Origin of the sequence: Rhizobium sp. 3T7 (assembly GCF_020166565.1) — a bacterium.
Taxonomy (GTDB): Bacteria; Pseudomonadota; Alphaproteobacteria; order Rhizobiales; family Rhizobiaceae; genus Rhizobium.
This window is the reverse complement of sequence record NZ_JAIQXS010000007.1, coordinates 53,985-76,705: the sequence shown is the minus strand read 5'-3', so window position 1 is coordinate 76,705 and position 22,721 is coordinate 53,985. Positions and strand designations below refer to the sequence as shown.

Annotated in this window: 24 protein-coding genes; 11 read left to right on the top strand and 13 right to left on the bottom strand. The window is 60.8% G+C overall.

The features are described 5' to 3' along the window. The first annotated feature begins 38 nt into the window (after nucleotides 1-38). Nucleotides 39-1,274: an L-2-hydroxyglutarate oxidase gene (gene lhgO, locus K9B32_RS12505; protein ID WP_224562416.1), complete on the top strand. Its 1,236-nt coding sequence runs from the start codon at nucleotides 39-41 to the stop codon at nucleotides 1,272-1,274. 257 nt (nucleotides 1,275-1,531) lie between these two features. On the opposite strand, the gene groL is transcribed toward lhgO, so the two are convergent. The 3 genes from groL to K9B32_RS12490 form a co-directional block, all read right to left on the bottom strand. Further along, nucleotides 1,532-3,160, bottom strand: coding sequence for a chaperonin GroEL (gene groL / locus K9B32_RS12500; protein ID WP_224562415.1), 1,629 nt, complete (start codon nucleotides 3,158-3,160; stop codon nucleotides 1,532-1,534). 53 nt (nucleotides 3,161-3,213) lie between these two features. Then, nucleotides 3,214-3,528: a co-chaperone GroES gene (locus K9B32_RS12495; protein WP_224562414.1), complete on the bottom strand. Its 315-nt coding sequence runs from the start codon at nucleotides 3,526-3,528 to the stop codon at nucleotides 3,214-3,216. A gap of 295 nt (nucleotides 3,529-3,823) precedes the next feature. Further along, entirely contained in the window at nucleotides 3,824-3,970 is a 147-nt protein-coding gene (locus tag K9B32_RS12490) for a type II toxin-antitoxin system prevent-host-death family antitoxin (protein ID WP_224562412.1), read from the bottom strand. Nucleotides 3,971-4,440: 470 nt separating this feature from the next. On the opposite strand from K9B32_RS12490, the gene K9B32_RS12485 reads away from it, so the two are divergent. Together K9B32_RS12485 and K9B32_RS12480 are read left to right on the top strand one after the other, a co-directional pair. Beyond that, nucleotides 4,441-4,641 carry a type II toxin-antitoxin system VapB family antitoxin gene (locus K9B32_RS12485; protein WP_116680580.1) on the top strand — a complete coding sequence of 67 codons (201 nt, stop codon included), beginning with the start codon at nucleotides 4,441-4,443 and terminating at the stop codon, nucleotides 4,639-4,641. Next, nucleotides 4,638-5,021: a type II toxin-antitoxin system VapC family toxin gene (locus K9B32_RS12480; RefSeq protein ID WP_224562410.1), complete on the top strand. Its 384-nt coding sequence runs from the start codon at nucleotides 4,638-4,640 to the stop codon at nucleotides 5,019-5,021. The genes K9B32_RS12485 and K9B32_RS12480 overlap by 4 nt, the downstream gene beginning before the upstream one ends. A gap of 392 nt (nucleotides 5,022-5,413) precedes the next feature. Here K9B32_RS12480 and K9B32_RS12475 read toward each other — a convergent pair whose 3' ends face one another. From K9B32_RS12475 to K9B32_RS12460, 3 genes are all read right to left on the bottom strand, one after another. Beyond that, a complete protein-coding gene (locus K9B32_RS12475) occupies nucleotides 5,414-6,178 on the bottom strand; it encodes a DUF4157 domain-containing protein (RefSeq protein WP_224562408.1) in 765 nt (254 codons plus the stop codon). Between the two features lie 529 nt (nucleotides 6,179-6,707). Next, entirely contained in the window at nucleotides 6,708-7,031 is a 324-nt protein-coding gene (locus tag K9B32_RS29100; protein WP_224562406.1) for a hypothetical protein, read from the bottom strand. Nucleotides 7,032-7,063: 32 nt separating this feature from the next. Next, nucleotides 7,064-7,555 (bottom strand): DUF982 domain-containing protein, encoded by a 492-nt coding sequence (locus K9B32_RS12460; RefSeq protein ID WP_224562404.1) that lies wholly within the window; start codon nucleotides 7,553-7,555, stop codon nucleotides 7,064-7,066. A 192-nt stretch (nucleotides 7,556-7,747) separates the two neighbouring features. Between K9B32_RS12460 and K9B32_RS12455 the strand changes: the two genes are divergently transcribed. From K9B32_RS12455 to K9B32_RS12445, 3 genes are all read left to right on the top strand, one after another. After that, nucleotides 7,748-8,074, top strand: coding sequence for a hypothetical protein (locus K9B32_RS12455; RefSeq protein ID WP_224562402.1), 327 nt, complete (start codon nucleotides 7,748-7,750; stop codon nucleotides 8,072-8,074). A 304-nt stretch (nucleotides 8,075-8,378) separates the two neighbouring features. After that, on the top strand, nucleotides 8,379-8,684 hold the full coding sequence (locus tag K9B32_RS12450; protein WP_224562829.1) for a hypothetical protein: 306 nt from the start codon (nucleotides 8,379-8,381) through the stop codon (nucleotides 8,682-8,684). A 432-nt stretch (nucleotides 8,685-9,116) separates the two neighbouring features. Beyond that, nucleotides 9,117-9,320, top strand: a complete 204-nt coding sequence (locus tag K9B32_RS12445; RefSeq protein ID WP_224562400.1) for a hypothetical protein — start codon at nucleotides 9,117-9,119, stop codon at nucleotides 9,318-9,320. 263 nt (nucleotides 9,321-9,583) lie between these two features. Here K9B32_RS12445 and K9B32_RS12440 read toward each other — a convergent pair whose 3' ends face one another. Together K9B32_RS12440 and K9B32_RS12435 are read right to left on the bottom strand one after the other, a co-directional pair. Continuing rightward, nucleotides 9,584-10,306 carry a response regulator transcription factor gene (locus K9B32_RS12440; RefSeq protein ID WP_003594707.1) on the bottom strand — a complete coding sequence of 241 codons (723 nt, stop codon included), beginning with the start codon at nucleotides 10,304-10,306 and terminating at the stop codon, nucleotides 9,584-9,586. Between the two features lie 13 nt (nucleotides 10,307-10,319). Next, the gene (locus K9B32_RS12435; RefSeq protein WP_224562398.1) at nucleotides 10,320-11,558 is read right to left on the bottom strand and encodes a sensor histidine kinase; all 1,239 of its coding nucleotides are present in this window, start codon (nucleotides 11,556-11,558) and stop codon (nucleotides 10,320-10,322) included. A gap of 279 nt (nucleotides 11,559-11,837) precedes the next feature. Between K9B32_RS12435 and K9B32_RS12430 the strand changes: the two genes are divergently transcribed. The 5 genes from K9B32_RS12430 to K9B32_RS12410 all read left to right on the top strand — a co-directional run bounded on the left by K9B32_RS12430 (nucleotide 11,838) and on the right by K9B32_RS12410 (nucleotide 17,197). Beyond that, on the top strand, nucleotides 11,838-12,854 hold the full coding sequence (locus K9B32_RS12430; protein ID WP_224562396.1) for an ABC transporter substrate-binding protein: 1,017 nt from the start codon (nucleotides 11,838-11,840) through the stop codon (nucleotides 12,852-12,854). 71 nt (nucleotides 12,855-12,925) lie between these two features. Further along, complete coding sequence (locus tag K9B32_RS12425) at nucleotides 12,926-14,377, top strand: sugar ABC transporter ATP-binding protein (protein ID WP_224562394.1); 1,452 nt, start codon at nucleotides 12,926-12,928, stop codon at nucleotides 14,375-14,377. Next, nucleotides 14,374-15,321: an ABC transporter permease gene (locus K9B32_RS12420; protein WP_224562391.1), complete on the top strand. Its 948-nt coding sequence runs from the start codon at nucleotides 14,374-14,376 to the stop codon at nucleotides 15,319-15,321. Before K9B32_RS12425 ends, K9B32_RS12420 begins: the two co-directional genes overlap by 4 nt. Beyond that, nucleotides 15,318-16,268: an ABC transporter permease gene (locus K9B32_RS12415; RefSeq protein WP_224562389.1), complete on the top strand. Its 951-nt coding sequence runs from the start codon at nucleotides 15,318-15,320 to the stop codon at nucleotides 16,266-16,268. Before K9B32_RS12420 ends, K9B32_RS12415 begins: the two co-directional genes overlap by 4 nt. A gap of 14 nt (nucleotides 16,269-16,282) precedes the next feature. After that, complete coding sequence (locus tag K9B32_RS12410; RefSeq protein ID WP_224562387.1) at nucleotides 16,283-17,197, top strand: SMP-30/gluconolactonase/LRE family protein; 915 nt, start codon at nucleotides 16,283-16,285, stop codon at nucleotides 17,195-17,197. A gap of 199 nt (nucleotides 17,198-17,396) precedes the next feature. Here the strand turns inward: K9B32_RS12410 and K9B32_RS12405 are convergent, their stop codons facing one another. From K9B32_RS12405 to K9B32_RS12385, 5 genes are read right to left on the bottom strand one after another with little or no spacing between them, the layout of a single operon-like run. Further along, entirely contained in the window at nucleotides 17,397-18,197 is an 801-nt protein-coding gene (locus K9B32_RS12405; RefSeq protein ID WP_224562385.1) for an ABC transporter ATP-binding protein, read from the bottom strand. Nucleotide 18,198: 1 nt separating this feature from the next. Continuing rightward, nucleotides 18,199-19,047: an ABC transporter ATP-binding protein gene (locus tag K9B32_RS12400; protein WP_224562383.1), complete on the bottom strand. Its 849-nt coding sequence runs from the start codon at nucleotides 19,045-19,047 to the stop codon at nucleotides 18,199-18,201. Then, the gene (locus tag K9B32_RS12395) at nucleotides 19,040-19,954 is read right to left on the bottom strand and encodes an ABC transporter permease (protein WP_224562382.1); all 915 of its coding nucleotides are present in this window, start codon (nucleotides 19,952-19,954) and stop codon (nucleotides 19,040-19,042) included. Before K9B32_RS12395 ends, K9B32_RS12400 begins: the two co-directional genes overlap by 8 nt. A gap of 4 nt (nucleotides 19,955-19,958) precedes the next feature. Beyond that, nucleotides 19,959-21,023, bottom strand: a complete 1,065-nt coding sequence (locus K9B32_RS12390; RefSeq protein WP_224562380.1) for an ABC transporter permease — start codon at nucleotides 21,021-21,023, stop codon at nucleotides 19,959-19,961. 24 nt (nucleotides 21,024-21,047) lie between these two features. Beyond that, nucleotides 21,048-22,643, bottom strand: coding sequence for an ABC transporter substrate-binding protein (locus K9B32_RS12385; protein WP_224562378.1), 1,596 nt, complete (start codon nucleotides 22,641-22,643; stop codon nucleotides 21,048-21,050). Between the last annotated feature and the right edge of the window lie 78 nt (nucleotides 22,644-22,721).

Genomic DNA, 22,721 nt, shown 5'->3' with positions numbered 1-22,721 from the left:
CTAGCTTTATGCCGGACCAGTCGGATTTGGATAGCAGCATGTATGACCATTGCATTATTGGAGGTGGCATCGTCGGCTTAGCGGTCGCCATGGCGCTGCGGGAAAGAACACCTGGCGCCAGCATCGTCGTCTTGGAGAAAGAGGCCGAACTTGCCAAGCACCAGACGGGTCACAACAGTGGCGTTATCCATGCCGGGATCTATTATGCTCCAAGCTCACTGAAGGCGAAACTCTGCCGTGAAGGTGCGGAGGCGACAAAGCGCTTTTGCGATGAGAATCGGATCCCCTTCGAAACCTGCGGGAAGTTGCTGGTTGCGACCAATGATGCGGAGATGCAGCGGATGGAGGCGCTCGAGGACAGGGCGCGACACAACGGCATCGACTATACCAGATTGTCGACCGCAAAGCTGAGAGCCGACGAGCCGAATATCGCCGGTCTCGGCGCCCTTCTCGTTCACTCCACGGGCATCGTCGACTACGCGATTGTGTGCCATGCCATGGCACGAAAGATCGAGGAACAAGGCGGTGAAATCAGGCGCGGCGTGGCGATCAGGGCGATTCACGAACACGAAAAAGGGGTACGCATCGAAAGCGCGTCCGGAACTATCGAAGCCCGCAGGCTGATTGCCTGCGCTGGCCTCCAGTCCGACCGCATTGCTTTGATGGCCGGCGTGAAGATCGATCATCGGATCGTGCCGTTCCGCGGCGAATACTACGCATTGCCCGCATCCAAGGCGAAGGTGACGCAGCGCCTGATCTACCCGATCCCCGATCCAGACTTGCCGTTCCTCGGAATCCACCTGACGCGAACGATTGACGGCGGCATGACGGTTGGACCGAACGCCGTGCTTGGCTTCGCGCGCGAAGGCTATGTCAAGGGCAGCTTTGCGCTCAAGGACGTTGGCAGCATGGCTGCATTTGCCGGCTTCTGGAAAATGGCGCGGAAAAACTGGCGTTCGGCGATTTCCGAATTTGCCAATTCCGCATCGCGGGCACGCTACCTCAAGGAGTGCCGGAAATATTGCCCGTCGCTGACAATTGATGACCTGCAAAAGCCACAGGCTGGCATTCGCGCACAGGCGGTCATGGCCGACGGAAGCCTGGTGCATGACTTCCTCTTCAAGCAGACGGACCGAATGCTGCACGTCTGCAACGCGCCCTCTCCCGCAGCGACCTCGGCCATCCCGATCGGCCGCATGATCGTGGATCGGCTGCTCGAAGGCGGTAGCACAACGATCAGCGCGTCGCCTGCCCGTGAGGAGGCCCGAGCTTAGGCTTTCAGAGGCTGGATCGGGCTCTTGGGCATCAAGAGATGGCGAGGCCGCCGTCGACCGGAAGCGATATCGTCCATCTCTGGAGATCCAAAAGGGAGCTGTTTCTGATAGCGGCCGGATCCTTGGAAATTCCCGTTGTCTTGGAGATTTTCTTGGCGCCGCTCGCGCACAAGCACGTCTCCTCCTTTGTTGGCAAAGACGTCGGATCTCTCACTCCGGGAGCGGCCCGCCCGACGGGCCGGGCCTGGCTGATCCACCTAGTAGTCCATGCCGCCTGCCGACATCGGCGACAGCGGTACATCCTTCTTCGGCTTCTCGGCGACCATTGCCTCGGTGGTAATCAGTAGGCCAGCGATCGAGGCGGCGTCCTGCAGCGCGGTGCGAACGACCTTGACCGGGTCGATCACGCCCTGATCGTAGAGATCACCGAACTCGTTGGTCTGGGCGTTCCAGCCGTAGCCAAAATCGGTCTTCTCACGCAGCTTGCCGACGATGATCGAGCCCTCGGCACCTGCATTCTCGGCGATCTGGCGCACCGGCGCCTCGAGTGCACGGCGGACGATCTGGATGCCGTGTCTCTGGTCGGCATTCTCGGTCTGAACGCCGTCCAGTGCTTTGACGGCCCTCAACAACGCGACACCACCGCCGGGCAGCACGCCTTCCTCGACGGCCGCGCGCGTGGCATGCATGGCGTCGTCGACGCGGTCCTTGCGTTCCTTCACCTCGACCTCGGTCGAGCCGCCGACCCGGATGACGGCCACGCCGCCGGCAAGCTTGGCCAGCCGCTCCTGAAGCTTTTCGCGATCGTAGTCCGACGTTGTTTCCTCGATCTGCGCCTTGATCTGCGCGACGCGGCCATGAATCTCCGTCTTCGAACCTGCGCCGTCGACGATCGTCGTGTTTTCCTTCTCGACGACGACCTTCTTGGCGCCGCCAAGCATATTGAGGGTCACATTCTCGAGCTTGATGCCGAGGTCCTCAGAGACTGCGGTCCCGCCTGTTAGGATCGCTATGTCCTCCAGCATCGCCTTGCGCCGGTCGCCAAAGCCTGGAGCCTTGACGGCAGCCACCTTCAGGCCGCCGCGCAGTTTGTTGACGACGAGCGTGGCCAGCGCCTCGCCTTCGACGTCCTCGGCAATGATAAGCAAGGGCTTCCCGGACTGAACCACGGCCTCGAGGACCGGAAGCAACGCCTGCAGGTTCGAAAGCTTCTTTTCGTGGATCAGGAGGTAGGGTTCCTCGAGCTCAACCCGCATCTTCTCTGGGTTGGTGACAAAATACGGCGAGAGATAACCACGGTCGAACTGCATGCCCTCGACGACTTCCAACTCTGTCACGGCAGTCTTGGCTTCCTCGACGGTGATGACGCCTTCGTTGCCGACCTTTGCCATTGCTTCTGCAAGGAAGCGGCCAATCTCGGTGTCGCCGTTGGCGGAGATGGTGCCCACCTGGGCGATCTCATCGTTCCTGGTAACTTTACGGGCGTTCTTCCGCAGTTCCTCGACCACGGCTTCGACTGCTTTGTCGATACCGCGCTTCAGGTCCATCGGGTTCATGCCTGACGCCACGGCCTTCGCGCCTTCCTTGACGATCGCCTGGGCGAGAATTGTCGCGGTGGTGGTGCCGTCACCGGCAATGTCGCTGGTCTTCGAGGCAACTTCCCGCACCATCTGTGCGCCCATGTTCTCGAACTTGTCCTCCAGCTCGACTTCCTTGGCAACAGTGACGCCGTCCTTGGTGATCCGGGGCGCGCCGTACGACTTGTCGATAACAACGTTGCGCCCCTTGGGGCCGAGCGTAACCTTGACCGCATTGGCGAGGATATCGACACCCGCCAGCATCTTTTCGCGGGCGTCGGAATGGAACTTCACTTCCTTGGCAGCCATTTTTCTACTCCTCCTCAGGCAGCATTCCTTGTTAGCAGGGGGCGGTATCGACCCTACGCCGCATTTCTCGCAGCGGCGTCGACCTCGATCACGCCCATCACGTCAGTTTCCTGCATGATCAGGAGATCCTCGCCATTGAGCTTGATCTCGGTGCCCGACCATTTGCCGAACAGGATGCGATCGCCCACCTTCACATCGAGGGATCGCAATTGCCCATTGTCGTCGCGCGCACCGGGGCCGGCGGCAACGACCTCACCTTCCTGTGGCTTTTCCTTCGCCGTGTCTGGGATGATGATGCCGCCGGCCGTTTTCTCCTCCGCCAAGATGCGGCGAACCAGGATTCGGTCATGCAAGGGACGGAACGTCATGTTGCTCTCCTCAGGGACAAACAGATTTTCCTTCCGCGCCGCATATCGCAGCGAAGCCGACGCGGGGCTCGGAATCCTTTCGCCATCGCGTTCAGATCGATCTGGTTTACGATTTTTGGAGTTTCAAGAGGGGAGCTGAAATTTTTTAGCACTCTAGCCTGCCGAGTGCTAACCAGTCTGAATTGATATGGCTATTTCACGTCGCCGGCGGTTTGGATGCGTAGCGCGTCGCCACGGTGGTGGTGGGCTTGGCCAGACGAGCTGACGATCACCCGTGAGGCGAACGTGCTGGTAGTCATCCGATGAGCTTGCGATATTGCCCGGCGGTCAGAATGACGAGTTTGTCCTTCCCGCGCTTCGTCAGGGTGACAGGTTCGACCAAAGCGGCTTCGAGGATTTCTCCCGAAGCACGGTTCATGTCTGAGAAGGTAAATCGTTTCATGGCCCAAGTGGCTCCGCACTATGCTATATATGCAATTGAAAAGGCTGACACACCCGGACCATTGCCTGGATGTCAGTGGACGGCGTCGCTGCTATCCGACCAGCGATAGCCTCGTACCTTCAGGTGATCCTTCATGTCGAATGGGCTAGGCGTCTGCGCGTTCATGGTCGTCCAAATCGGATTACGCATTCGTCTATTTCAGATTTCAGAGCGTTCACTTCGGAGTGCAGTGGCATTCATCGAGTGGCGGTCTCGATGGGAAGCGAACCTTGAGCCCACTGCTTGTCGGGTGGACCGGTTACGCATTTGGATGGCCAATAGCACGACAGCATCGGACGCCCCTCCCGCTGGCCCAGAAATTTGCCATGCTACTTCAAGGATCGCATTGCGCGGGAATGCGGTAGCGGTAACCGGCGTAGATTTATTCACCAAATGGTGCTATTTTTCGTGCCTTAGTAAGGAAACAGATCATGCGATCGACCATTAACCTCGACGACACCCTTATGGAAAAGGCCAGGTCCTTAACCGGTACCAAGGAAACCGCGGCGCTCGTGCGACAAGCATTGGAAACGCTTGTCCGTGTGGAATCCGGAAAGCGTCTCATCGCGCTCGGAGGAACCATGCCCGATGCCGAGGCAGCCCCGCGCCGCCGGAGCGCAGCGGCCAAGTGATACTAGCCGACACGTCGATCTGGATTGATCATTTTCGCCGTGCCGATGCCGAGCTACGCAGGGTTATTGAAGACGACTGCCTACTTTGCCACCCGGCCGTGATCGGTGAGCTGGCGCTCGGCAGTCTGCGGGATCGCGGCAGCGTGATGGCTTTTCTGGCGGCGCAGCGCGGAGCGGTCGTCGCCACGCACGACGAAGTCATGACCATGATCGATCGCCACGGCATTTTCAGCATGGGTATTGGCTACACGGATGCTCACTTGCTGGCATCCGTCCTCCTTGACCAGCGAGCGGCACTATGGACCAGAGACAAGCGCCTGCGGGCAGCGGCCGAAAAGGCGGGCGTTTCTCTGTACCTACCGGCCAATCTTCCCAACTAAAAGCGAAAACGACACTACACGAGGTTCCTCTGCTGGTTATCAAAGGCGGGCAAACGTTCGGGCGGAGGGAATGCGGGTCAACAATTCCGCATCCGCCTTGTCGGCCCGCTTCCGCCATGTGGCCCATTCACTCGCGACCGGCGCGAACCATGAAAGCCCATTGCGCGTCGTGCCGTTCGAGATAGGGCTCCAAAGCGCTTTCCCTGTGTCGAAAGACATCGTTTCGTTGACCTCCGAGCACCTGGCGGACCAGGCCGCGGCTATGACCGGAGAGCTTGCGACCCGTTGGACGGTGAATGAGGTCGCGGACCGCGGTAGATTCCGAAGACAATTCGATGCTAACGATGCCCCAGGGCAGTCCTTAACGCGACCTGGGAGATCCGCAATTTTCCTCAGTCATCTCTGGAGCCTGAGGTACATTCGGTCGGGATGGTGAGGCGCTGCGCTCGGCGAATATTTCCGAGAATTGCATTGGCCTTGCGGGATTTTAGCCAATTGCAAAAGCTATCGCCTTTGGCATACGCGGGATTTTCGACGGCTCGCCAATTCCGTGCATATCGAACTGCAAAACCATGTACCCCCCAGTCTCGGAACTGGTCGACATGTGTGAGTTCATGCGCCCAAGCGGAGACGTTAGCGGCCGCCTTGGCTTCGCGAAACACAACTACGTCGATCAGCGTGACCGCGTCTGCAAAGCCTCCCTCTAGCAGGAGAGCAAGGTTTAGAGCGCCGCCGTTGCCGATCTTGTACCGGACACGGTTCATCGAGTCTTCAGTCGCGTAGCCGGTCAGCTGCTGTCGAATATAGGGAGGGATCGGCATTGATCCGCTGATCGCGTTGGCGCGGCTCCCCACAATAGCTTTTTCCAGCATTGGCCCAGTCAGAACATCGGCTTGCAGCTCATTGAGAGCGGCGGCGATGCTATTAATGGCGTTCGCGACAGCATTCGATGAGTCTGGAATGCCTAAATCCCTCAGCATAGGACCACCACTGTCCACATCGTTATGCTTTGAGGTGAAACTTGAGCTACAAGTCCCCTCGCGGGCAAACGTGTTCGACGACGGCACGAGCGTCCAGAACAAGATCATCGCGAGAGAGAAGATGATGGAAAGGCCGAGTTGGGAAATTGTCGCGGTCGTGAATCGGTCAATTGGCATAGCCAGGTCCCTCAGCCAATATCCTACCATACCGACTGAACAGCTAAAACAAGCAAGATCGACGCCAAAGCTCGAAGAGGCGCAGTTGAAGCCGCATTGGGGATTTCGCGACGCACAATCTTTCGTCCAACTGGATCGCACAATTGCTTGGCATTGATCGCCCACCCTGGATCGCTGAAATCGACTATCGAGCCTGGACGCAAGAGGGATAGCTTTGGCATGCCTCGTTTAAGCGGGCTGCGGGCGGACGCTTCCTGACGATTCGATCCAACATCCTCGGCAGCGACGCGGCGCTGGTTTTGTTAAAGCCGGTGCCGACATAAGCCCAATCAGCTCCTTTGCGAGCGGCCAAAAGCAGACAGCCGATCCCTCCCCGCGCGACGGGCGATGGTGGACACAGCGGCAAAAATCTCCCGGCCATCGCCGTCGATGGCTTCGGACAACCGAATGGCACCCTGATCGCTGCAAAGCAGCGACTGCAAAAAGGTAGCGGCGTGCGGTCAGTTCCAGGTTGCGGATGTCGTTGGCGTCAGTAAATCAGGTCAAACGCCATCATCATTGCCTGGCCGGAGGGCGGCTTACTCCCTCGTCCACTGAGCGAATTCTGCGGCACGAGCACGACGGTCTCGGCGTCGATGATTGCTGTCAAGACTCCCAAGGTCTTGACCGCTTCTTCGATCACCGGAAAGCAATGCGTCCTATCGTGGTGACCACGCGTCAGGATTCGAGCGCTTCGATTGTCAAGGTGAACCGCAATCCGGTAGCCATCCCATTTGACCTCGTGGATCCAATCCTGACCAAGTGGAGGTCGAGGCTGATTGAGCGCAAGGCGCGGCTCGATACGTGATGGCATCGGGTCGATGCGGAAGCTTCGGTTGCCCTGGATCACAAGGTCTGCACGGGCGCAAACGAATGGGCGCATCTTCGCTTGGCAACGGTTTGGAGCGCGAAGGTGTGGCCATGTATTATCGTCACGAAATGTAAACGAGAGTTGTTTTGCTTGAGAGCCTCGATCGTGAGGCGTATTGTCCGCGCGTTGCCCGCTCTAGGGCACTGCTCATCAATTTGGGCCCCGCCCTGGTGGGGCTCTTTTTTTGATCGCTCCTCGCAACTCGGCAATATCATCCGGCGAGACGCGAACTCATGGGCAACTATGACAAAGGCTGCCCGGGCATCGGCTGCCTCCACGTCAAATTCAAGAGCTTCCATCGAGGTCACAATTGCACGATGGAACGACGGCGCATTCGACCAACTCCATTGCTGGCTCAGGAGCATGGCGGCGAGATCTCCGACTGTATCAACGTGTCGATAGCGGCCGGTGTTGCCTTCAAATTCGACATCTATCGGGCTGATATAAACGGGGACCTCGCCAGCCACGCCCCCAATCTCGCTTGGCAATCTTATAAATTAGTAAATTGCCGAGCGATCCGTTTTGTCCAGTGCAATTAGCTGACCGAGAGCTTGACTGCTTCGCAAAATAGAACAAAATAGGAACATCTCGAATTGATGGCTCGCAGCTGGACCTGTGTCCGGTGGAGAGCGCCGTCGCGCAACATGGAGGTCCTACTTATGCTGATGCGTCTTCCAAAGCGGACCACGGATGCAGAGACAGCTTTCAACGATTGGTGGGCAGCGCAGTCCAAGGAATTCAAGGGAAGCCATGACAAGGGCGACCTGCAGCGAGGCTTCAAGGCCGGGTTTGCGGCCGGTCGTAGGAAGAAGGTTCGCCGCTTTACCTTCATGGTGGGGAAAATGCGGGTTACGGTATGGGCCGCGAACCAAGGAACGGCAAAGGCGCTGGCATCTCAGGAAGCAGACAGGAGAGCAGCAGCGGTTGGGGTTTCCCCACCACGAGCCGGTTGGACACTGCGTTTGGTCGCAAGCGCCGGGCCATGAGCCGCGCCGGGAAGGAAGCAGCGGATATCGCTGAAGCGCTTGGGAACCATTTCAAGGAGCAGGTCGCCGACTGAACGAGCACCAGCCTACAGCGAAGATTGTCTGTTGGTAGCTAGCGCTCTTCTCTCCTCGGCAGCGCTATGCGTCGTGGACTGTAGCGTCGTTTTGCCGATGTTCAAGAAACTCCACCCGATCTCTTGATCGGACAGTCAATCGACACAGGATGGGTTGCGCAAAGTTTGAGTTGACCGTTTTCGATGGCGAGGCGACACTTGCAACCTGCAGCAAAGCAGGAGGAAAAATGATGGACGAGCCAGACCGCTGGCGCCACATGGCAAGCGCGCCGAAAGACGGTAGTCGGATCCTCGTCACGATCCACCCGTCCGAACAGGGGCCGGCGGCCGTTGACCTCGCGTATTGGTCGAATGGCGATCAGTTCGGTCCAGAAGGCTGGCGCGCCTCTGATTCATCGCCCGGCCGCATCATCGGATACGCCGAGCCGGAATTGAAGTGCTGGATGCCGATGCCCTCGGCCAATCTCAATCGCACCTCGATGCCCGCACCCTGGGAAAGCGACGACACCCTGCAGCTCGACGGGTCAGGAATTTAAGAACTCGCGCCGCTGGCTTGCCTCTCTGTTCCCGAGGCCCTGACGCCAAGCGCGATCAAGGCGCCTACAGCTTCAGCTGGCTACCCGCCTTAGATCTTTATCGGAGCGAAAACCGAACCCGCCTGGCGATGCGTTCTTGCGACATGAGTTGCACGACAGGCTCCATCACGGGAAACGACTGTCAATTCGGCAAACAGATCATCAGTCTTTCGAACCGTTGTCATTCCAATCGTTCCTGAGCGAAGGGGATGATCGACCACTGCCACTTCCGCCAGCCGCAGAAATGGACGCCGCTGCAAGTTTTGGGATCGGAAGCTAACGACACGCAGCGCGTAAGGCATTAGAAAAGAAGCATAATAGCGCATGGCAAGAGGCAGAGTGCATGACGAATGCACTTGTGGTGCAACAAGGCAAACCGTGAGGGGCGCATCAATGAAAGCTATCCGTCTGATAATGCAAGCCGCGAATGATCCCTGCCGAGCTCTTGATCGCGAGGAGGTCCTCGCGTCGGCGTTTCGCGATTTCGTGCAAAGGACCCTCGCGGCGGGGTGGAATGAACCGGAGGTCGCCCTGACTTTGGCTGATATCGCCGATGACTACGTCATGGCACTCGCTCGGCGGGTTGCGGTAAATTAGTATCAAGGACCGACGCGCGTCGCGGGAAGCGAGCGCGAAGACTGCCGCAATCCTTCGGCTCCCCCGACTGCCGCTTAGCAGATCTGCTAAGCGGCAGTCGGATCTGCCAGCGTACGAAAAGGCTCACGTAGTAGTGGTCAGTACCATTTTACGTGCATGCGAGAGCAGCCTGCCTCCCGGGCGTGCTGCCGGGCCCGATCCGAGCAGTCATTCTATGCAACGGCGCCACGACCCCAAGTTGCGCGTGAAAGCAGCTTCGGAGACTACTTTCCATCAAGCCACTCCTGCAGCTCTGCCTCAGCCCGCTCCAGAGCGCTGTAGTTCAGGAGTTTGCGCAGGAAAGCGACCGTGACGGCGCGGGCGCGGAGATTGAAGCGGCCATCCTCATGGTCGTCGCCGGCGCTCTGGTAGACGTCGAGCTTGTCGTAGAGTTGCTGCAAGCGGTTTTGCACGCTGCGCAGCGAGAGGCCCCGACGTTTGGCGATGGCCCGGTCCGTGAGGCCCAGCGCGATATCAACGAGGATCTCGTATTCGGAATCGGTAAAGCCGTTCGTCTGGCCGAGGCTCTTTTGCTGCAGGCCCCGCACCTCCCGGTCGATGACGCACTGGCTCTCGATGAAGATCGAGCGTAGCGCAAGCTTCAGCCGCTCGTCGGACGCGGATTTGAGCACGTAGCCATAGGCGGCGCCGTCCGGCACGATGCGGGAGACGCCGCGCACATAGGCCTCGTCCGAGTAATTCGACCAGAACAGGATGCGGGTCTCCGGCCGCTCCTTCCAGATCGTGCGCGCCGCCTCGATGCCGTTGCGGCTGGCCATCTGCAGGTCCATGACGATATGCGCCGACTTGTGGTCGCGGGCAAGCTTCTCGCCGACCGTTCCGTTCTCCGCCTCGATCACCGTGTCGCATTCTGGCAGAGCCGCGTTGACCGCCTCATGCAGATAGGACCGGTGCAGCGGGTCGTCCTCGACGATGAGAACCTTCATCATGCCCTTCTCCTCAGTTCGCCTCGCTTGCCGGGTCGCGCGGCACGAGCGGCAGCACGACCCGCACCACGGTCCCGCGATTGTTGTGGCCTGACCCGGTCGTGAAGCGCGCCGAGATCAGCCGCGCACGGGTCTTCATGTTGTCGATGCCGCCGCCGATGCGTCCCCGCGTCTTGGCGAGCCCGGTCCCGTCATCGGAGACTTCGATCGACAGCCGTTCGTCGTCGGCCCCGAGCCGCACCATGATCGCCAGGGGGGCGGCATGACGCACCGCATTGTTGATCGCCTCCTGCGCGATCCGGAATAAGGCAATGCTAACGGTCGGTTCCAGTCGCTCCAGCGCGCCATTCGTCTCGTCGACGAGGCCCCATTCGATGCCCGATCCCGTGTCGCGGGTCGATCGGTCCAGATGATGCTCGATCGCTTGGGAAAGGCCGAAGAGCTGGAGCACGGAGGGTTTTGCCTGCTCGATGATCTGCCGCAGATCCTGCATGCAATGCTGGAGAGAACGGGACACGGGCTCCAGCGCCTCGGGCGCCACCTCGCCGTTGCGCGACAGCCGATCGATCCGGCGGGCGAGCCGTGTCAGGTCGGCGAGCGTCTGGTCGTGCAGGTCCATGCCGATCCGCTGGCGTTCCTGCTCCAGTGCTTCGGTAAGCTTCAGCGCGCCTTGCCGCAACCCCTCCTCGCGGGCGCGGGCCTCCGCCTCCACGATGGCCGACCGTTGGGCCTGCTCAGCCGCCTGCAGCGCGAAGAAATAGGGCGTCAGCAGATCGGCGATGATGCGGGCGCGTTCGATATCCTCCATTGTATAGACGCCTGCCCTTTGCGACGAACAGGAGAGCGCCGCGATGATCGTCCCCTGCACCTTCATCGGTACATGCAAGCGGCTCCTCAGCGACTGTTCGACGATCGGCCGCTTGAACGCGCCCTCGAAGTGGAACCGCGGGTCCGTCATGGCGTCGTCCGCCAGGAGAAAGTCCACCTCGCCCCGGAGCAGCGAGCGGATGGGGCTATTGACCACCGGCGCGCCGGCAATCTCGCCCCAGGCAGTCTCGATGCCCGTCTCGTAGGCCGTGTGGTAGTTACCATCCTCAAGGAGCACGCAGACGTCGAGATGGTCGTGCGGGATGATGTGGGCGACCTCGGCCGCGACCGAACGGATGGCCGAGCGGAAGTCCAGCTGACCCGCGAGCAGCCGGGAAATGCCGAGATAGTGGTCGAACATGGCTGCGGGTGCGAGATGCAGCATCGTCAGTTCCTCCCCGAGACGGCAGGCTCCTCAACCCGCCGCGATCGCTTCGCAGTAAGCGCCAGCGGAAGCGCCGCCGTCTTGCGTAAACCCGCAGCTTGTTACGCAAAACCCGCAAACGACTTGCCGCCCTGCCCCTGTACAGGCCGATCGATCTCCCGCATCCTGCCCTTACTGAGAGGAGGATGCTCAGTGCAAGAACAATTTTCACTCGAACCCGATTGGGCCGGGCAGGAGTGAAGCGATCCGCCGACCAGCGCGATCATGAGGGAGGAAGACATGACAATCCGTAAGATGCTTCTGGCATCGGCCGCTATCGCTTGCGCCGCGATGCCCGTTTCTGCCTTTGCCGATACGTCGGCCAAGAAGATCGCCCTTTCCAACAACTATGCCGGCAACTCGTGGCGCCAGGCCATGCTGACGAGCTGGGGCAAGGTGACGGGTGAAGCCGTCAAGAGCGGTGTCGTTGCCAGCGCAGATCCTTTCACCACTGCCGAGAACCAGGCGACGGAACAGGCCGCGCAGATCCAGAACATGATCCTGCAGGGCTATGACGCGATCGTGCTGAACGCCGCCTCGCCGACGGCGCTAAACGGCGCGGTCAAGGAAGCCTGCGACGCTGGCATCATCGTCGTTTCCTTCGATGGCATCGTGACCGAACCCTGCGCCTGGCGCATCGCCGTCGACTTCAAGGAAATGGGCCGCAGCCAGGTGGAATACTTATCGAAAAAACTCCCGGACGGCGGCAACTTGCTCGAGATCCGCGGCCTTGCTGGTGTCTTCGTCGACGACGAGATCTCGGCGGGCATCCACGAGGGCGCCAAGCAGTTCCCGCAGTTCAAGGTTGTCGGCTCCGTTCACGGAGACTGGGCGCAAGACGTGGCGCAAAAGGCGGTTGCCGGCATCCTGCCGAGCCTGCCCGACATCGTCGGCGTGGTGACACAGGGCGGCGACGGTTATGGTGCCGCACAGGCGATTGCCGCGACAGACCGGAAGATGCCGATCATTGTCATGGGCAACCGCGAAGATGAGTTGAAGTGGTGGAAGGAGCAGAAGGACGCCAAGGGCTATGAGACCATGTCCGTGTCCATCGCGCCTGGTGTCTCCACGCTCGCCTTCTGGGTCGCCCAGCAGATCCTTGACGGCAAGCAGGTCAAGAAGGACCTCGTCGTGCCCTTCCTGCGCATCGACCAGGACAACCTCGAAACGAACCTCGCCAATACCCAGGCCGGCGGCGTCGCCAACGTGGAATACACGCAGGCAGACGCAATCAAGGTCATCGAGTCGGCAAAGTAAATCTCCCGGCGACTGCCGCGTGGCCGCAAATGGCTGCGCGGCATTCTTTGCAAGCAGATGTGGCGGGCAGCATGAATGACGTTTTGAAGGCGGTGATCGCAGTCGATGGCGCCAAGGTGAGCTTCGGCGCGGTCAGGGCACTCGACGGCGTTACGCTCCGCGTCATGCCGGGCGAATGCGTCGGGCTCGTTGGACACAACGGAGCTGGCAAGTCCACGATCGTCAGCGTGATCAACGGCGGCCTCACACCGCATGAAGGAAGCATCGTGAGCGACGGCGAGCGGCTGGAGCGCTACGGCATCAACGCGGCGCGAGCCCGCGGCGTGCGCTGCGTCTTCCAGGAGCTTTCGCTCTGCGCCAACCTCTCCATCGTCGAGAACACGCGCATCATGCATCGCCATCTCGGCGGTTTCGGCTGGCGCAGGCGCGCCGCAAAAATCATCGAGACGAGCCTCGATACCGTGTTTCCCAACCACGGCATCGACAGCAGTCGGGCCGTGGGAGATCTTTCCATCGCCGAGCGGCAGATGGTCGAGATCGCCATGGCCTTTTCCGATGCCGGCATTGCACCGCGGCTGGTGATCCTCGACGAGCCGACCTCGTCGCTTGATGCCAGCCTTGCCCGCCAGATGCTCGACCATGTCCGCCGCTTCATCGCTGCGGGCGGGTCCGTCATCTTCATATCGCATATCCTGCACGAAATCCTCGAAACCTCCGACCGCATCGTCGTCATGAAGGACGGCCGCGTCGTCGCCGAACGTCCCGCGCCCGGCTTCGATCATCACGGCCTCGTGGAAGCCATGGGCACCGTTGCGAAAGAGGAGACCGGGCAGCCTTCGGCGCGCGAACAGTCCACCGCTGCGCTTATCCTGTCCCATCAGGCCGCAGGCCTTTCGTTCGCGGCGCGCAAGGGTGAGATCGTTGGACTGACGGGTCTGGCGGGCCACGGGCAGACCGAGCTGCTGCTCGCCCTGCATGCCGGCCAGTCCGGCAACTGGCTGCCTGAGCGCGATCCGCAGGTCACCTTCGTCGCCGGCGACCGCCGTCTCAACGGCATCTTCGAACTGTGGAGCATCCTGCGCAACTTCTCCATCGCCTCGCTCGGCGACCTGTCCCGGCGCGGCGTCATTCTCGTGAGCGAAGAGGAGACAAGAGCCGCCGACTGGAAGCGGCGGATCGAGATTCGCACGCCCGATATGGACAACCGCATCCTGTCGCTTTCCGGCGGCAACCAGCAGAAGGTGCTCTTCGCACGCGCTCTTGCAACGCGCGCACCGCTCGTCCTGATGGACGATCCGATGCGCGGCGTCGACGTCGGGACCAAGCAGGAAGTCTACGCGATCATCCGCGAGGAAGCGGCGCGCGGCCGCACCTTCATCTGGTACTCGACGGAAATGGACGAGGTCCGCCTCTGCGACCGCGTCTACGTGTTCCGCGAAGGCAGGATCACTGCCGAACTCGTCGGCGACGCCGTCAATGAGAAAAACATCATCGCCGCCTCCTTCGAGGGGGTCGCCGCATGACGTTCCGGCTCTCGTCCGACGCCATGCGTCTTGCCATTCCCGCCCTGTCGCTGACGCTGCTGCTCGCCGCCGTCTTCTGGCTGCAGCCGCGCGCCATGAGCTATGTCGGGCTCAACCTGCTGTTTAACCTGGCTGTGCCCATCGCGCTTGCGACGATCGCCCAGATGCTCGTGATGGCGGTGAACGATCTCGATCTCTCGATGGGGACCTTCGTCAGCTTCATCGCCTGCGTGACCGCGACCTTTCTGCGGGATGCCCCCGTGACCGGCATCCTGATCCTTGCCGGCGCGATCGCGACCTATGCGGCGCTCGGTGTTGTCATCCATCTGCGCAACCTGCCGTCCATTGTCGTGACCCTCGGCATGAGTTTCGTATGGGGCGGCCTTGCCGTATTGCTGCTGCCGGCACCCGGCGGACAGGCGCCGGACTGGGTGCGCTGGCTGATGACCGTCAAGCCGCCGTTGGCGCCGATGGCGATCGTCGCCAGCATCGTCATCGCCGCCGGCGCCCATCTCGTCGTCATGCGGTCCTCGCTCGGCGTGCTGATCCGGGGCATCGGCGGTAACCAGCGCTCGGTCGAGCGCGCCGGCTGGTCGATTGTCGGAGCGCGCGCTGCCGCCTATGGCCTTGCCGGCTTCTTCGCGGTGCTGGCTGGCATCGCCCTCGTCGGCCTGACCACCTCAGCCGACGCCAATATCGCGCTGCGCTACACGCTGCTGTCGATTGCCGGCGTGATCCTCGGCGGCGGCGAGTTCATCGGCGGCCGCGTCTCACCTATTGGTGCCGTCATCGGCGCGCTGACGCTGACGCTCGCCGGCTCTTTCCTGTCCTTCCTACGCATATCGCCGGACTGGCAGATCGGGGCTCAGGGCGCCATCTTGATCATCGTGCTCGCGCTCCGCCTGATGCTGAACCGCCTCGAGAAGCGGGAGAAACGCCGATGACCCCACTCCTGCGCCTTTTCGGCAAACCCTGGATCTGGTCATGGCTTGCCGCCTTTGTCGTCTGGTTCCTGACGATCATGGTGACGCTCGGCGCCAGCACGCTCGGCCTGTCGCAGGCCGCTCTCACCTTCGCGGCCTTCTCGGTCGTCGTCGGCATCGGCCAGATGTTCGTCATCACGCTCGGTCCCGGCAACATCGATCTCTCGGTTCCCGCCACCATGACGCTTGCCGGCACGGTGGCGCTGAAGCTGATGAATGTCGAAAACGGCATGATCCTGCCCGGCCTTCTTGTCGTCATCGTCATCGGCCTTGTCGTCGGCGTCTGCAACTATGCGCTCATCAAGGCGCTGCGCATTCCGCCGATCATCGCAACGCTTTCCATGAGCTTTATCGTACAGTCTGCCGCGATCTGGACGAACAGGGGATTGCGCATCAAGCCTCCGAGCATGCTTGCCGAGTTCACGACGTCGAACACGCTTGGCGCGCCGAACGTGGCGATCGTCGCGCTCCTCATTTCGATCCTTGCCTGGTTCTTGCTCGAAAAGACGATCTACGGGCGCTGGATCTCGGCGATCGGCCAGAGCATGCCGGCCGCGCGTATGGCGGGCATACCGGTCGACGGCACGCGCTTCGTCACCTACCTCTTTTGCGCCGTGCTCGCGTCGGTCGCAGGCTATCTGCTTGCCTGCTTCTCTGGCGGTGCGGCGCTCAACATGGGCTCGGAATATCTCCTGATGTCGATTGCCGTCGTCGTGATCGGCGGCACGGCGGTCGCCGGCGGCGATTCCAACGTGCCGGGCATCTGGGGCGCATCGCTCTTCATGTTCCTGGTCGTATCCATGCTCAACACCTACGGGCTCGGTGCGGGCATCCGTCTCATCATGACCGGCCTTATCATCATCAGCGTCATCATGCTCGCCGGCGGTCGCCGGGCCGGCATGCGATAAACGGAAAGACCGCCATGGCCGAGGCCAGCATCTACGAAATCCACGACCCGCGCTTCCGGCAGATGATCGTGACGAGCGCCGGCCTCGACGAACTCTATTCCGGCTGCCGATGGGCCGAGGGTCCGGTCTGGTTCAACGACGCGAACCAACTCCTGTGGAGCGACATTCCCAACCAGCGGATGCTGCGATGGACGCCCGAGGGCGGCGTCTCGGTCTATCGGCAACCGTCCAACTTCACCAACGGCCATACGCGCGACAGGCAGGGACGGCTCATCTCCTGCGAGCATGGTACGCGCCGCCTCACGCGCACCGAGATCGACGGCTCGATCACCGTGCTCGCCGACCGGTTCGAGGGCGCGCGGCTCAATTCGCCGAACGACGTGGTGGTAAAGTCCGATGGTACGATCTGGTTCACAGATCCCACCTACGGCATCATGTCGGACTACGAAGGCTATCGCGCGGAGCCGGAGCAGCTGACCCGCAATGTCTACCGGCTCGATCCGACGACCGGCGAGCTTACGGCGGTCGTCACGGATTTCAACCAGCCGAACGGCCTCGCCTTCTCGCCCGACGAGACAATCCTCTATGTGGCGGATTCAGCAGCAAGCCATGACGAAACCCTGCCGCGTCACATCCGCGCTTTCGACGTGGTCGATGGCAGGCGGCTCGCAAACTGCCGCATCTTCTGCCTCATCGACACCGGCATTCCGGACGGCATCCGCACAGACGTGAACGGGAACCTCTGGTCGAGCGCCGGCGATGGCGTGCATTGCTTCGACCCGACGGGCAAACTGATCGGCAAGATCCGCGTACCGCAAACCGTCGCGAACCTCACCTTCGGCGGGTCCAAACGCAACCGGCTGTTCATCGCGGCAACCCGCTCGCTCTATTCACTTTACGTCGCCGTGACGGGCTCTCAGATGCCGTAAGGTGATGATGCTCGCCTTGAAAGGAATCGAACCCGCACTCTGTTCGCTGAAGAGCGAAACGCAATGAAAATAGCAAGTTTTAGTCCAAAGAGACTGACTTCAACCGGAAGAAACTCCTACCGGCCGGCCCTGCGACTTGACGCCCGCGCTCGCAGAGAAACCTCAGCTTCAAATCCGCATGGGAGACGTACGTGAAGATCTAGGTTCCGCTCGCGGCGACATGCGGCTCGACATTGCGCGTGCGGATCGGAGCAATATATCCGCGGCTCCCGTCGAGCAGCATCTGCGTATACGAGTGGCGGACATTGTTCGACAGCAGTTGATCCTGCGTCGCAATCTCCACGAAAATGCCGTCCTGCATCACCGCGACGCGATTACAAAGATGCGCGATGACAGCCATATCGTGGCTGACGAGGATATAGGTCAGCTTCTCGCGTTCGCGGAGATCCTTCAGCAGGTTCAGGATTTCGGCCTGGATCGAGACGTCGAGCGCCGAGGTCGGCTCGTCCAGCAGCAAGATGCGCGGTTTCAGGATCAGTGCTCGCGCGATGGCGACGCGCTGTCGCTGTCCCCCGGATAGCTGGTGCGGAAAACGATGTCTGAAGCCGGGCGGCAGACCGACGTCGCGCAGAACCTGCTCGACACGCTCCTGCCGGTTATCGAGGCCATGGATTTCAAGAGGCTCCAGCAGCGTGCGCCCGATAGTATGACGTGGATGCAGGGAGCCGAACGGGTCCTGAAACACCATCTGCTGCTTGGCGAGCTGCGCGCGGGACCGCTTCGGGCCAACCACCTCCCCGTCGATCGAAACGGAACCGCTCCATCCCTTGATGCGGCCGGCAAGCGCGCCGAGCACCGTCGACTTGCCACAACCGCTTTCGCCAACTAGCCCGAAGGTCTCGCCAGGCCCGACCTCGAAGGCGACGCACTTGACGACCTGCTTAAAGTCATTGCCACTGCCGAAAGAGACGGCGAGATCGTTTACCGATATAATGGACATGTCACGCCTCCGCCCAGCTTGCCTGACGTTTCAGTACTTCGAGACGCTCTCGCGGATGATCGAGACTGGGCAACGCCTCCAGAAGGCCACGGGTATAGGGATGCGTGGCGTCCCCAAGCTTTGCGGCTTCGAGCGTTTCCACGATCCGACCCGCATACATGATGATGACACGGTCGCAGAAGCTCTTCACGAGGTTGAGATCGTGGGAGATGAAGATCAGGCCGATGTTGCGCTCGGTGATCAAGCCATCGAGGATTGACAGCACCTGCTGGCGCACGGTCACATCGAGTGCCGAAGTCGGCTCGTCGGCGATGATCAGCGACGGTGAAGAAATCAGCATCATGGAGATCATGATGCGCTGGCCCATGCCGCCGGAAACTTCGTGCGGGTACAGATTGAAGACGCGCTGCGGATCGCGAATATTCACTCTCTCCAGCATGGCGAGCGTGCGCTCTCGCGCCGCCTTCTTTCCAAGCCGCTCATGCAGGTTGACGGTCTCGGCGATCTGCTCGCCGACGGTCATAACCGGGTTTAGCGAATATTTCGGATCCTGCAGGATCATCGAAATCCGGCTGCCACGGATCACGCGCATATCGGCCTCGCTGGCAGCCAGGAGATCGACATCTTCGAAGCGCATCTCATCGGCAACGACGCGAGCGGTGTCCGGCTGCAGCCGCATGATCGCGCGTCCCGTCGTGCTTTTGCCGGAGCCGGATTCGCCAATGATGCCCACTTTTTCGCGGCCGACATCGAAGCTGACATTCTTGACGGCGTTGACCACGCCGGACAGCGTAGGAAACTGCACCGACATGTTCTTGACCGAAAGGATCGGTTTTGACTGTTCAGGCATTGCGGGGATCCATGATGTCGCGCAGTCCGTCGCCGAGCAGGTTGAAGGCGAGACTGACCAGAAGAATGGCGATGCCGGGAACCGTCGTCAGCCACCAGGCATCGAGGAGATATTGCCGGCCGGAGGCGGCCATGGCGCCCCATTCGGGCATCGGTGGCTGCGCGCCGAGTCCGAGGAAGCCGAGGCCGGCAGCCGTCAGGATGACGCTCGACATGTTGAGCGTCAGGCGGATGATGATCGACGGCGCGCAAAGCGGCACGATATGGCGAAAGAGAATGCGTCCCATCCCCGCCCCCTGCAGCTCGGCGGCGACAACGAAATCGGCAGCGCGGAAAGTCAGCGTTTCGGCGCGGGCCAGGCGCGCGATCGGCGGCCAGACGGTAAGCGCAATGGCAATGACCGCATTTTCGATCCCCGGACCGAGGGCAGCGGAAAAGGCAAGCGCCAGCACCAGACTCGGAAACGACAGGAAAATATCGGTAATGCGCATCAGCACAACATCGACCCAGCCGCCGAGATAACCAGCGCTCGCACCGATGGCAAAGCCGATCGGCGCAACGATGACCGTGACCAGGACGCTGATGTAAAGCGTCGTGCGGGCGCCGTAGACGAGGCGTGAATAGACGTCACGGCCGAATTCGTCAGTGCCGAACCAATTGACCGACGACGGCGGTTTTAGCGCCATGGTGAGATCCTGCAGGATCGGATCGTGGTGGTTGGCGAGCAACGGCGCGAAGATCGCGATCAGAACCAGCGCCAGCACGACGAGGAAGCCCGCAAAGGCCAATGGATTGGAGAGCAGGTTCAGCCACAGGACATAGGCCTTGTGGAGATGCGCCTGACGCGTCGAGGAGAATTCCTCGTTGATCAGCCAATTATGCAGATCGTTGAAATAACGTGTCGCCATAATGTCACCGGGTACGCGGATCGAGGAACCGATAGGTCAGGTCCGACAGAAGGTTGATAGCAATTGAGATAATGCCAATGAGGAGCACGCTGCCGAGCACCGCGTTCATATCGGCGAAGAACAGCGCCGAGGTGAGGTATTGGCCAAGGCCCGGCCATGCGAAAACCGTCTCGATCAACACAGTGCCGTCGAGGAGGCCACAATAGGCCAGCGCCACGATTGTCAGGAGCTGCACGCGGATGTTGCGAAAGGCGTGGCGCCAGACGATCGCCCGCTGCCCGAGGCCCTTGGCCTTGGCGGTCAGTACATATTCCTGGCGCAGCTGCTCGAGCATGAAGCTGCGGCTCATGCGGCTGAGATAGGCCATCGCGGCATAGCCGAGGATCAGTGCCGGAGCTGCGACATGCAGCAGCGCGTCCCAGAAGACCCCCCACTCGCCGGCGAGGACCGCGTCGACGAGGATGGAGTTCGTCGGCCCTTCGACCAATCCCTCGTTATAGACATCGAGACGACCGCTGCCGGGAATGAGGCCAAACTTGGCGTAGAAGACGAGAATGACGATCGTGCCCAGCCAGAAGATCGGCGTCGAATGGCCGAGCAGGCCAACGATGCGGGCGAGATGATCGACCCATTTGCCCTTTCGAACAGCGGATATGATGCCGAGAGGAATACCGAGGCCGCCGCCGATGATCGTCGCCAGCGTGGCGAGCTCCAGCGTCGCCGGAAAGACGCGGGCGAGATCGCTGGCGACGGGATTCTTCGTCACATGCGACTGACCGAAATCCAGATGCGCAACATTGCCGAGATAGGTGGCGAACTGCACATAGAGCGGCTGATCGAGCCCCATCTCTTTGTAGACGCGCTCATAGGTCTCGTGATCGGCCTGATCGCCGATGACGGCGATAACAGGATCCGCCGGCACCATGCGGCCGACGACGAAGGTGATCACGAGCAGGCCGAGCAGCGTCGTCAGGATGACGGCAAAGGATGCCGTCACCTTGCGCAGTGCGCCAAGCAGCGCTGCAATGCCGCTTGCCGGCGCGTTTCCGGATGTCTGTGAGATACTCACGTCATTCTCCTCGACAGGAAGGGCTTATTCGCCCTTCGAGACGGTGTCCCAACGGGTGAGCCAGGTCGAATGACCGACATAGCCCTTGACTTCCTTACGCACCGCCTTCGCATCCGTACGCTGGAAGGAGGTGATGAGAGCCGGCGAAGCGTCCAGATAGGCCTTGTTGATCTTGGCGTAGAGATCGGCGCGCTTCTGCTGGTCGGTTTCATGCGCGGCCGCCGCGACCATGTCCTGGATGTCCTTCGGAACGTTCCAGGCGGAGCGCCAGGCAATAAGGCCTGAAAGCTTGGCATCGTCGGCATTGTTCGGGTTCGTGGCATAGGATGCCAGAACGGCATGCGGATCGGGCAAACGTTCGCCGGTGCGCGCCGAAAAGATCTCGAATTCGCGGTTGCGGAACTTGCCGATATGGTCGCCGCCCTGCAGATCAAGTTTGATGCCGGCCTTGACTGCATTAGCCTGCAGCGACTGTGCCACTTCATATTCCGGCGTGACGGGCGTTGCGTAATAGACCTTGGAGAAGCCGTTCGGATAGCCGGCTTCCGTCAGCAGCTGTTTGGCTTTGTCGATATCGAGCTTGTAGGGGTTGTCGGTGCTGGCGCCCGGCAGGCCACCGGGGATAATCGTCTGCTGCTTGATACCGTAATATTTCATCACGGTATTGGCGAGACCGTCGTAGTCGATGAGATAGCGGAAGGCCTCGCGAACCTTGGGATTGGAGAGAATCTCGTCCCTCTGGTTGAGCGCCAGATAGTAGAAGCCAAAGCCCGGCGTCTTCTGGATGTCCGCCTTGCCACCGGCTTCGATTGCGGCCAGGTCGGTTGAGGAAAGGCGCGTCGCAACATCGACGTCGCCGGCTTCCAGCTGGAGACGCTGGCCCGAAGACTCCGGCATATGGCGAAGGATGACGCGGCGCATCTTAGGCGCGCCTTGCCAGTAATCCTTGAAGGCGTCTGAAATCAGCAGGTCGTTGACACGCCAGGTTTTGAGTGAATAGGGGCCGGATCCGGCATCATTGGTCTGAAGGTATTCGCGGCCCATATCCCCGCTCTTCTCATTTTCGGCGAGAAGCTTGCTGTCCAGGATCGAGGTCGAGAAGCTAGCGATCGAGAATAAAATCAGGTTCGGGTTCCAGACCTCGGGCGTCTGCAGCACGACGGTCGCATCGTCCGTCGCCTTGATCAGGTCGTCGGCATTCTTGTCGGTGATGCCCCACTGGCGAAGGTCGACTGAGGGCGCGAGGCCGAGCTTCACCAGACGGCGCAGCGACCACTCGACATCCTTGGCAGTCAGCTTATTGCCGGAATGGAACGTGACGCCGGAACGAATCTTGAACGTGAAGGTCTTGCCGTCATCCGACACCGTCCAGCTTTCGGCGATGCCCGGCTGCGGCTTGGTGATGTCTTCGGCGGAAAGGACGATCAGCCTCTCATAGAGGTTGGCGACGATTTCGGCCGATTCCAACTGGTTCAGTTCATTGGGATCCAAACCGCGCATCGACGACATGTTGGTGGCGATCACCAGCTGGTCCTTAGGCGTTGCCGCCTGCGCAGCAATTGGCATGGCAAGGGTCGCTGCCGCCATAGCCGACGCAATTAGAAAACTACATCTTTTCATAGTTCTATTCTCCTCCCTGGTGCGCCGGACCTCGCCCCAAGCGCGAATTTTCATATCGACATCGATCTGAAATCTGGT